This is a genomic window from Bacillus sp. AFS041924, from assembly GCF_002577195.1.
Classification (GTDB): domain Bacteria; phylum Bacillota; class Bacilli; order Bacillales; family Bacillaceae_G; genus Gottfriedia.
Map to the genome: position 1 here is coordinate 1 of NZ_NULG01000143.1, position 10,191 is coordinate 10,191.

At 33.0% G+C, this 10,191-nt stretch carries 8 protein-coding genes; 6 read left to right on the forward strand and 2 right to left on the reverse strand.

Annotated features, from left to right (window positions below; translation table 11 throughout):
- Positions 1-539 precede the first annotated feature (539 nt).
- From dnaG to COC46_RS21280, 5 genes are all read left to right on the forward strand, one after another.
- A complete protein-coding gene (gene dnaG / locus COC46_RS21260) occupies positions 540-2,348 on the forward strand; it encodes a DNA primase (protein WP_098811883.1) in 1,809 nt (602 codons plus the stop codon).
- Between the two features lie 29 nt (positions 2,349-2,377).
- Positions 2,378-3,496 (forward strand): RNA polymerase sigma factor RpoD, encoded by a 1,119-nt coding sequence (gene rpoD, locus COC46_RS21265; protein ID WP_098811884.1) that lies wholly within the window; start codon positions 2,378-2,380, stop codon positions 3,494-3,496.
- 838 nt (positions 3,497-4,334) lie between these two features.
- Positions 4,335-4,691: a cytochrome c550 gene (cccA, locus tag COC46_RS21270; protein WP_098811885.1), complete on the forward strand. Its 357-nt coding sequence runs from the start codon at positions 4,335-4,337 to the stop codon at positions 4,689-4,691.
- 106 nt (positions 4,692-4,797) lie between these two features.
- Complete coding sequence (locus COC46_RS21275) at positions 4,798-5,505, forward strand: tRNA (adenine(22)-N(1))-methyltransferase (RefSeq protein WP_098811886.1); 708 nt, start codon at positions 4,798-4,800, stop codon at positions 5,503-5,505.
- A complete protein-coding gene (locus COC46_RS21280) occupies positions 5,502-6,620 on the forward strand; it encodes a Nif3-like dinuclear metal center hexameric protein (protein WP_098811887.1) in 1,119 nt (372 codons plus the stop codon). The genes COC46_RS21275 and COC46_RS21280 overlap by 4 nt, the downstream gene beginning before the upstream one ends.
- A gap of 56 nt (positions 6,621-6,676) precedes the next feature.
- Here the strand turns inward: COC46_RS21280 and COC46_RS21285 are convergent, their stop codons facing one another.
- Together COC46_RS21285 and vrrA are read right to left on the reverse strand one after the other, a co-directional pair.
- A complete protein-coding gene (locus COC46_RS21285) occupies positions 6,677-7,621 on the reverse strand; it encodes a 4-hydroxy-3-methylbut-2-enyl diphosphate reductase (RefSeq protein ID WP_098811888.1) in 945 nt (314 codons plus the stop codon).
- A gap of 81 nt (positions 7,622-7,702) precedes the next feature.
- Positions 7,703-8,479 (reverse strand): VrrA/YqfQ family protein, encoded by a 777-nt coding sequence (vrrA, locus tag COC46_RS21290; protein WP_098811889.1) that lies wholly within the window; start codon positions 8,477-8,479, stop codon positions 7,703-7,705.
- Positions 8,480-8,707: 228 nt separating this feature from the next.
- On the opposite strand from vrrA, the gene COC46_RS21295 reads away from it, so the two are divergent.
- Positions 8,708-10,015, forward strand: a complete 1,308-nt coding sequence (locus COC46_RS21295) for a DEAD/DEAH box helicase (RefSeq protein ID WP_098811890.1) — start codon at positions 8,708-8,710, stop codon at positions 10,013-10,015.
- Positions 10,016-10,191 lie beyond the last annotated feature (176 nt).

Sequence of the window (10,191 nt, forward strand, 5' to 3'; positions counted from 1 at the left end):
TTAGGGGTCTCAAGTTTCCCGCATTTCCCATAGGAGTCTTCGCACCTTCCATTTCAATTAGTCCCGAATTTAACTAAAATCAACAATTAATATTAACAGAGCCTAGAAAAAAGATAAAATTCTTTAAGGTTTATTGCTAGATTTCCTAATTAAAATAGATTATAATAAAAAATTGTATGAAATGAACTAATAATAGGTTTAACTTTTTGTACTTACGAATAAACTATCAATATGTGCTTCCTAGTTTATTAAAGGATGGAAATAAAACTACATAAATCGATACATGTTTTGAAGGAATTACAAAAGACGTGTAGAAATTAATCATAAGCGATAAATAAATGGGTTAATGAAAACCAGAACTAGCAGTTGAATGCAATGCTTATGAACTACTGTTAACACTTTGTTTTTTGATTAATACTAATTCATGTTGTACTTAATAAAGCGGAAAATATTAAGTGAAAAATATGGAAATATTTTTGTCGAATCATGAAGGAATACAGTGAGTTTTATCGAATAAAATAGTATATGGAGCTGTCAGTATGGGAAACAGAATTCCCGATGAACTTGTCGAACAAGTTCGTCAGTCAGTTGACATAGTTGATGTAGTGAGTGAGTATGTTCCTCTGAAAAAACAAGGAAGAAATTATTTTGGACTTTGTCCTTTTCACGGAGAAAGCACACCATCTTTTTCTGTGTCTCCTGAAAAACAAATTTTTCATTGTTTTGGATGCGGTGCTGGAGGAAATGCGATTTCTTTCATTATGCAGCTTGAAGGACTAAACTTTCAAGAATCTGTCCATCAGCTTGCAAAGAAGACAAATATCACTTTACCTTCAGAAACTATTGACACAGTTAAGAATCCACAAGCTACTGAGCATGGAATTATGCTTGAAGCTCATGAGTTTGTCAAAAAGTACTATCATCATCTATTAGTTAACACAACAGAAGGTAAACAAGCGTTAGAATACCTGTATAACAGAGGGATTTCTAAAGAAGAAATAAAGCATTTTGAGCTTGGTGTTGCTTTAGATTCTTGGGATGCTGTTACGAAGGTGTTAGAAAAACGTGGTTATCCAATGCCGGTCATGGAGAAAGCTGGTCTAGTAGTTCGAAGTGAACGAGATGGTAATTACTATGATCGATTTCGAAATCGATTAATTTTTCCGATTCATAACCATCAAGGTAAAATTATTGCATTCAGTGGCAGAATAATGGGTGAAGGGTCACCAAAATATTTAAATAGTCCTGAATCATCAATTTTCCATAAAGGTAAATTATTATATCAATTTTACCAAGCGAAAAATGTTATGCGAAAGCAAAATCGAGCAATTTTAATGGAAGGTTTTGCAGATGTCATTTCAGCTTATAAAGCTGGTGTCCATGATGCTGTTGCAACCATGGGAACTTCATTAACAGAGGATCAAGCGAAAGCCTTGAAAACGTCTGTTGATCAAATTATTATTTGCTACGATTCAGACCAAGCAGGTATAAACGCTACTGAAAAAGCAGCAAAAATTCTTCAAAAAGAAGGATTTACAATTAAGGTTGCACAAATGCCTGATGGGTTAGATCCTGATGAGTATATAAGGCAATTTGGTCCAGAAAAATTTAATACCTCTATTATTGAAGCTAGTGTATCATTAATGAGTTTTAAAATGCAATATCATCGAAAAGGAAAAAATCTTTTAGATGAAACGGTTAAATTTCAGTATATAAAAGAAATGCTACAGGAAATTGCTAAATTAAGTCAACTTATCGAACAAGATTATTACTTAAATCAACTCTCAAAAGAGTTTTCGATCTCGATTGAAGTACTTAAGAAGGAATTTGGACAATATAGTAATCAGGCAAATCGTATATCTAATGTAACAGAAGTAAAAACTGATATCAAACGCGATATTACTTCTAAGACACTTCTTCCTGCACACGTTAGAGCTGAACAATTACTTTTAGCTCATATGCTAAATAGCAGAGAAGTAGCTGAACAAGTAAGGCAGCAATATCAGGGTCTATTCTACAATAATGATTATTCCGAGATTATAATCCATCTTTATGCTTATTATGAAGAGGGCAATGAGTCTAATATTAGTAAATTTATGAATTACCTTCCTTCAAAAAGGTTACTTGAAGTAGTTTCAAAAATTGTCAATTTACAGATAGCACCTGAATTAGCAGAGCGAGAGTTAAAGGATTATTTAGATGCATTAAACAACTATGATAAACAACAACGTATACGTGAAAAAGAAATAGATCTAAAAAAAGCTGAACGTGAAGGAGATTTTGTAAAAGCTGCAACGATTCTCCAACAAATCACACAGCTCAGATCTACTATGAAATATGTTAAATGATTCGCGAACTTTTCGAAGGAGGGGAACAGATGGCTGATAAATCGGCTCGTTCTAAAGATACGGAAACAGAAGTAACACTTGATCAGGTAAAAGCATTAATAATTGAAAATAGTAAAAAACGTGGTGTAATTACATACGAAGAAATTGCAGACCGTTTAAACGGATTTGAAATTGATTCAGATCAACTTGAAGAATTTTATGAGCAATTAGGCGAACAAGGCATTGACATTGTCGGTGATGCTGAAGATGAGCCAAGAGGTGCTCAATTAGAAAAGGAAGAAGAATTTGACTTAAATGATTTAAGTGTTCCTCCTGGTGTTAAAATTAATGATCCTGTACGTATGTACTTAAAAGAGATTGGTCGTGTTGATCTACTTTCTGGACAAGATGAAATCAACTTAGCGAAACGAATAGAAGAAGGCGACGAAGAAGCTAAACGCCGTCTAGCAGAAGCAAACTTACGTCTAGTAGTAAGTATTGCAAAACGTTATGTAGGACGTGGAATGCTTTTCCTAGACCTTATTCAAGAAGGAAATATGGGTCTAATCAAAGCCGTTGAAAAATTTGATTATCGTAAAGGTTATAAATTTAGTACATATGCGACTTGGTGGATTCGTCAAGCGATTACTCGTGCAATTGCTGACCAAGCTAGAACAATTCGTATTCCGGTTCATATGGTAGAAACAATTAATAAATTAATTCGAGTTCAACGTCAATTACTTCAAGATTTAGGACGCGAACCATCTCCTGAAGAAATTGGTGAAGAAATGGATCTACCACCAGAAAAAGTTAGAGAAATCCTTAAAATTGCTCAAGAGCCAGTTTCATTAGAAACACCAATTGGTGAAGAGGATGATTCACATTTAGGTGACTTTATTGAAGATTCTGAAGCGACTTCTCCAGCTGAGCATGCAGCTTATGAAATGCTAAAAGAGCAATTAGAAGATGTTCTTGATACATTAACTGATCGTGAAGAAAATGTTTTACGTTTACGATTTGGTTTAGATGATGGACGTACGCGTACGTTAGAAGAAGTTGGTAAAGTGTTTGGTGTAACACGTGAGCGTATTCGTCAAATTGAAGCAAAAGCTCTACGTAAATTACGTCATCCGAGCCGTAGTAAACGTCTAAAAGATTTCTTAGAATAGGATGTTTAAAAAGTTTATCCATATTTGGGTAAACTTTTTTATTTTTAAAAATTAAAATTTTATTTTTGAAAACGTTTTAAATAGTAAAAATGTCACATTAAAAAAATGTCAAAATATATCGAATGTCTATACTAATAATATAGTAGTAATGCTATGCTACTTACAAAGTAAACTAAAGATCATCTAAGTTGTAGTGATAATGAATAATATAATTTGATGAAAATCGGATTTAACAAATCTTTATTTATACGATCCAAAACATTTTATTCAAAAGATGAAACAAAGGATAATTTAAGTAAAAATGGTTATGATAAACTCTAGTAGTAATTCCATCATTTTTATACTTTGGTAACCTATTTACTTTATTTTACAGAATTGTCTTTAAATTTGCAAACACTCATTTTTCCTACTTTTTTTACTAATTTTATAATTAGTTCTATCTTACTAACTATAAAATAACTGGTTTTTAAGACATATTACCTATACTGTAATAGCAATTATTAATTTCTTTAAGTTTCACAAATAGAATGGATCGGATTTGAACCAATCTATTTCTAAAAATGATTAAAAATAGATTAAAAGCTAAATTGGTGACAATGTATATAAATGGTTTCTTAATAAAACTTACTTATTTCATTTATTCGCATATAGGATCAAACAGTATTTATGTGTTATTAAATGGAATTCTTTATATCAAAGGTTTATTTAATTTTGAAATCGTTTAACAATTTTTAAATTTATCCAATATAATACTTTTTTTATTGTTTTTAATCGTATACAATAATAATGTTATAGTAATTAATTTTATTTTTTAAGGGGTTACATAAGGGGGATCATAATGAAACGAAATCCATTAATTCCTTTTGCTCTAATTGCAGCACTAGGAATCGCAATCATGCTAATTATTTCATTAAAAGGGGCAAAACAGGCTGATGAAATTGCTAACGGTGATAAAAAACCGGAACAAACAGCATCAACTAAGCCAGATGAAATATATGCTCAAACATGTGTTACCTGTCATGGTGATCAATTACAAGGGAGTGTTGGACCAGACTTAACAAAAGTAGGTTCTAAATACTCAGAAGATGAAATCAAAGAAATTCTTAAAAATGGTAAAGAAGGCGGAATGCCTGCTGGTTTAGTACAAGGACCACAATTGGAAGCTGTTGCAAAATGGTTATCTGAAAAAAAATAAGCAAGCATTTAAAATGACCTCTTCATATGAAGGGGTCATTTTGGTTTATCGACTATTTTAGTGTAAAATATTATTATGAAAATAAAATGAAATTGGTGATTATGTTATGAATGAAGTAAATTTATCAAAGCGATTAAAAAGGGTATTTGATTACATACCAGAAGGCACAAAATTAGCTGACATTGGGTCAGATCATGCATATTTACCTTGTTATGCAGTTTTAAATAAAAGATGTACCTCAGCAATTGTAGGAGAAATTACAGAAGGACCATATAATTCAGCACGCTCTACAATCCGTCAAAGTGGACTAGAAGGAATTGTAGAGGCAAGAATGGGTGATGGACTAGAGGTTTTAGTTCCAAACGAAGTAGATGTCATCACAATAGCAGGAATGGGTGGTGCATTAATTTCTAGCATTTTAGAAAATGGTAAAGAAAAACTTGAAGGTGTTGAAACATTAGTGTTACAACCAAATATTGGTGCGCATCAAATTAGAAATTGGCTTGATAAGGAAGGATATTCTCTTGTGGAGGAAGATATATTAGAAGAAGATGGAAAAATCTATGAAATTTTAGTAGCTTCTAAATCGAGTCTAAATAGTGCATACAGTGAACAGAAAGAGATGGAACTATTTATTGGGCCCCACTTACTTAAAAACAAAAATGATGCATTTATGAAGAGATGGAAACACGAAAATAATAATTTTGAGAGAATTTTATCTCAGCTAGAGTCAGCAAAACAAACAGAGGAATCAGTTCAGAAAATAAAAGAAGTCGAACAAAAACTTCAGTGGATTAAAGAGGTGCTTTCATGAAATCGATAAATGGTTTTCAGCTAGTACAGCAATTTGAAGAATTATTCCCTAAGCATTTAGCTGAAGAAGGTGATCCAAATGGACTTCAAATCGGTACATTGTCAAAACAAGTAACAAAGGTATTGATAGCGTTAGATGTCACTAAAGAGGTTGTTGAAGAGGCTATTTCGATCGGCGCTAATCTAATTATTGCTCATCATCCAATTATCTATAGACCTTTAAAAAAGATTGAAACAGACAGTGAACCTGGTAAGATTGTGGAACTATGTATTAAACATGATATTGCTGTTTTTGCTGCCCATACAAATGTTGATATTGCAGAAATCGGTGTGAGTGATTTTTTAGCGGAGGCACTACAATTAGAAAACACGAAAGTCCTCGCTCCTACATATGTAGAAAAGCTAATAAAATTAGTTGTGTTTGTACCTAAAACGCATGCTGAAAGTGTATTAAATGCAGTTTGTGATGCTGGCGCTGGTCATATTGGTAACTACAGTCATTGTACCTTTAGTTCGAATGGAAAAGGGACATTTATGCCGTTAGAGGGGACAACACCGTTTATTGGGAAACTGGACCAATTAGAAGAAGTCGACGAAGTAAAGCTTGAAACAATTGTTCCACAATTAAAATTAAAACCAGTTCTTAAAGCGATGCAAAAAACTCATCCATATGAAGAAGTAGCATATGATACATATACTTTAGAAAATGAAGGAAAAACGTTTGGAATTGGTAGAATCGGAAGTCTTAAAGAAGAGCTTTCATTAGAGCAATTTGCGCATTATGTGAAAGACAAATTAGATTTACAAGGTGTAAGAGTGGTAGGAAATTTAGGAGATAAAGTAAAAAAAGTTGCAATTGTTGGTGGTGATGGCAATAAATTTGCTTATCATGCAAAAAGAAATGGTGCTGATGTGTATTTAAGTGGTGATATATATTATCATGTAGCACAGGATTGGAAAATGTTAAATTTAAATATTGTTGATGCAGGTCATAATATTGAAAAAGTAATGAAATTAGGCGTTAAACGTCTTTTAGATCATAAACTAAAGGAAAAAAATATGTCTTGTGAAATTATTGCATCTACAATCCACACTGATCCATTTACATTTATATGAATATAAAAATAAAAAATAGGACTTCCGAGTATAAAATTCGAAAGTCCTATTTTTTTTTAGTCTTTTATTCTAACTTTAGGTAATATTTTGCTTAATTCAACAGCTGATTCTGTTCCCCAAGTGCTTTCGTTGTTTGGATCGTATTGCTCTAAAAATGCGATAACCTCACGTGTAATTGGTGTTGGAGTAGAAGCTCCTGATGTAACTGCTACAGTCTCAACGCCTTCTAACCATTTCAACTGTATTTCTGAAATGTCTGAAATACGATATGCCTTTGTTCCTGCAATTTCATGCGAAACTTGAGCAAGTCTATTTGAGTTATTACTCATTGGGTCACCGACAACGATTGTTAAATCCGCTTGGCCTGCTTGATCAGCAATTGCTTCTTGACGAACTTGAGTTGCCATACAAATTTCTTTGTGTACATGAGCAGTAGGGTATTTCTTAATTGAGTATTGAATTAATTCCACTACGTCCCATTGACTCATCGTTGTTTGGTTAGTAATGATAATTTTATCAGTCGGAATATCTAGAGCATCAATATCAGACTTGCTTTGGATTAAATGAACAATTGAAGGTGCAATACCAACTGCTCCCTCTGGCTCTGGATGTCCTTTTTTACCAATATAAATAAAGTGATAGCCTTCAGCCATTTTCTCTTTGATTAAATCATGTGTTTTCGTTACATCTGGGCATGTCGCATCAATTGTCATAAGCCCTTTTTTTATTGCTCTAGATTTTACTTCTGGAGAAACTCCATGTGCTGTAAAGATTACAGTACCTTTGTCAATTTTTTCTAAAATATCTAAACGGCTTGGACCATCTAAAGTAATAATACCTTCTTCTTCAAATGCATCAGTAACATGTTTATTATGAACAATCATACCAAGAATATAGATTGGTCTTGGTAGTGATGGATCTTTTGCTGCATTTCTTGCAATAACCATTGCATCTACAACTCCGTAGCAATAGCCTCGTGGGGTAACTTTAATAACTTTCATGGAGTAGCCCCTCCTTTATATTATTGTTATCATTTTTTATTATAAAGGAGGGAGAGGCTACTATACAAAGAAAAAGAAAATTTACATAAACAATTTTGGTTTCGGATTTACGCTTGAAGTTGGTTCTTCAGAAACTGGCGTTTGTTTTACTTCAGTATTAGTTGTAGCTTTTTTTCTTCTTTTTGGTTTTGTATCTGGAGTTTGTGAAACATCAATTATTTCATTTGAATCATTTTTTTTAGTTTTTTTTGTGTCAACGGGATCGTCAGTATTTACTGCCTTAAAAATTTTATAGATTGAAGGAAAGTTTTTTAACGCAGGTGCGTATTGTTGAATCATTGGCGTGACCTGTTGTGCAGCTTGAACTGCTCTTTGCATACCGCCTATAACACCTGTAATCGAAGTGTCTCCTCCCATTAATCTCGAAAAAAATCCTGGACTACCATCATCTTCTTTTTCAGGGGGTTGCCCAGTCATTGGATATTGATTTTGAACTCCTTGTTGTTGATAATTGCTACCATTGTGTGATTGCATTACTGGCTGATTTTGAAAAGGAATAGGTTGTAATATTTTATGTTGATTTATATATTGTTGATGCTGATTTAACTTTGGTTGATATGATATCGGTTGTTGATAATGTCCTTGTTGCCCCGAAATTTGTTGTACTGGTGGATAATAGTGATGATGATAAGTCTGCTGCGGTGATTGAGGATAAGGGAAACGTTGGTCAAAATTTTGTCTTGGACTGTATGGATTTTGCATATTTTGATAAGGCTGTTGATAACCATTAAAATAATTAGGACCGTACATTGGAAAAGGCTGTTTATTTTTTTTCTTAAACTTATCAAGTAACCCCATTCTAATACCTCCTTTCAGAAATGGTCTTTATTACTTAGGCTATGCACATACTTTAAAATGGTTAGTATAGGACAGAGTAAAAATTTAAATGCTAAATAAGAAGAAAGAATAATTAGTATTAGCTTTTATGCACAAACCTATTGTATAATAGATATTTGTAGCTATTTTGTATGAGGATACGAATACCTCATTTACATAGAAAGTTTAAATTAAGAAGGTGAGAGTTATATGGCAATTTCATTTAAAAGTTATGATTTAAAACCATTTATTTTGGAAGCGATAGAGAAGAAGCACTTTACAGAACCAACAGAAATTCAACAAAAGATCATACCTCAAGTTAAAACAGGGCGTAGTGTAATTGGTCAATCGCAAACTGGGTCAGGTAAGACTCATGCATATCTAATTCCGACAATTAATACACTAGATCCATCCTTAGATCAAGTGCAGTTAGTGATTACTGCACCAACTCGTGAATTAGCAACTCAAATTTATAATGATGTTCAAGCGATCATTGAATGCTGTCCTGAGGACCAACAATTAACTGCAAAAAACTTTGTTGGTGGAACAGATTATAAACGTACTGTTGAGAAGCTAAAAAAACAGCCACATATTGTAATAGGTACTACAGGTCGTATTAAAGATTTAGTAAATGATAATGTTTTATTAGTTCATACTACGAAATATTTAGTAGTAGATGAAGCTGATTTAATGTTAGATATGGGATTCATCCATGATGTGGACCAAGTTGCCTCAAAAATGCCAAAGAAATTACAAATGCTTGTTTTTTCAGCAACAATTCCTGAGAAACTAAAACCATTCTTGAAAAAGTATATGGAAAATCCTGAACATATTCATATTAATCCGAAGCAACTTTCAGCTCAGCAAATCGAGCATATTATTGTACCAAGTCGTCATAAAGATAAAGTAAAAATGGCTAAAGATATTTTATTAAGTTTTCAACCTTATTTAGCGATTATCTTTACAAATACAAAGAAAAAAGCTGAAGAAGTTGCGACTCAATTATCATCATATGGCTTAAAGGTTGGTCAAATTCACGGAGATTTAAGTCCACGTGAACGTAAAAAAATGATGAAGCAAATCCAAGATTTAGAGTTTCAATATATTGTTGCTACTGATTTAGCTTCCCGAGGCATCGATATTGAAGGGGTAAGTCATGTAATAAATATTGAATTACCTGCAGATTTAGACTTCTATGTTCACCGTGTTGGACGTACAGGTCGAGCAAACTTCTCTGGTACTGCGATTACGATCTATGACCAAGAAGATGATCAAGCATTAGATAAGCTTCAGGAACGTGGTATAAACTTCGAGCATCGTGAACTTAAAAAAGGCGAATGGGTAGATTTAGGTCCGCGCGCAAAACGTAAACTTCGTAAAAAAACTGATCGCAATCTAGATGCAGTTGCTACAAAAGCAATTAAAAAGCCATCAAAAGTAAAACCTGGCTATAAGCGTAAATTAAATGAACAAAGAGAATCATTTAAAAATAAAGTAAAAAGAAAAACGAGTAGATAAATTTTAAAGAAAGGAAGAATATTCCTTTCTTTCAGACTGCCCGCCAAACGCTCGCTTTCTTCGTTGCTTCGCCTGCTAAAGCGGTGCTCATTACCATTTAGGGTAACTCAGCCCCTCATCAGACTTAGCGCCTTAAAAGACAAGCGATTTTCAATCAGTCCGAGAATCAAATTTTT